The 430-nt window shown below is 53.7% G+C and carries 1 pseudogene; it reads right to left on the bottom strand.

The window, feature by feature from the left end:
• A pseudogene (locus tag ACTHUE_RS20605) lies at positions 1–270 on the bottom strand (AI-2E family transporter); the annotation flags it as partial.
• Positions 271–430 lie beyond the last annotated feature (160 nt).

The following is a 430-nucleotide window of genomic DNA, read 5'->3' as shown; positions in this document are numbered from 1 at the left end:
GACCACGATGGCCAGCGTCAGCGTGGTGGAAATCAGGTTGATGTTGTGCGCATTGAGCGATTTATGCAGCCGCGTGTTGCGCGGTAAAACACGGCGGCGGAGTTTGAGGCTGAAGCCGTTGGTGTGCGTAATAGAGATATAGGTCAGGATAACCGACAGCAGCAGCGGCAGCAGATGGTAGTGCAAGACAATCAGCAAGGCCAAACCCATCAGGATATAGGAAGCGTTGCGGAAAGTCGGGTTGTCGGTGTGGGACGCGAGTAAGGACATGTGAAGCCGATAAGGTAAAAAAACAAAAAACAGGTCAGGCCGTCTGAAAAACCATGTTCAGACGGCCTAATTTAATGACGGCGGTTAGTCGTGCAATGAGGCCGCGTGTACGCGTGTTTTCCAACAAAGTGGCAATCGTCATCGGGCCGACGCCGCCGGG

The organism is Neisseria sp. P0021.S005 (assembly GCF_051956955.1).
Note: the sequence above shows the minus strand (reverse complement) of the source record. Positions and strands in the feature narration are given on the sequence as shown.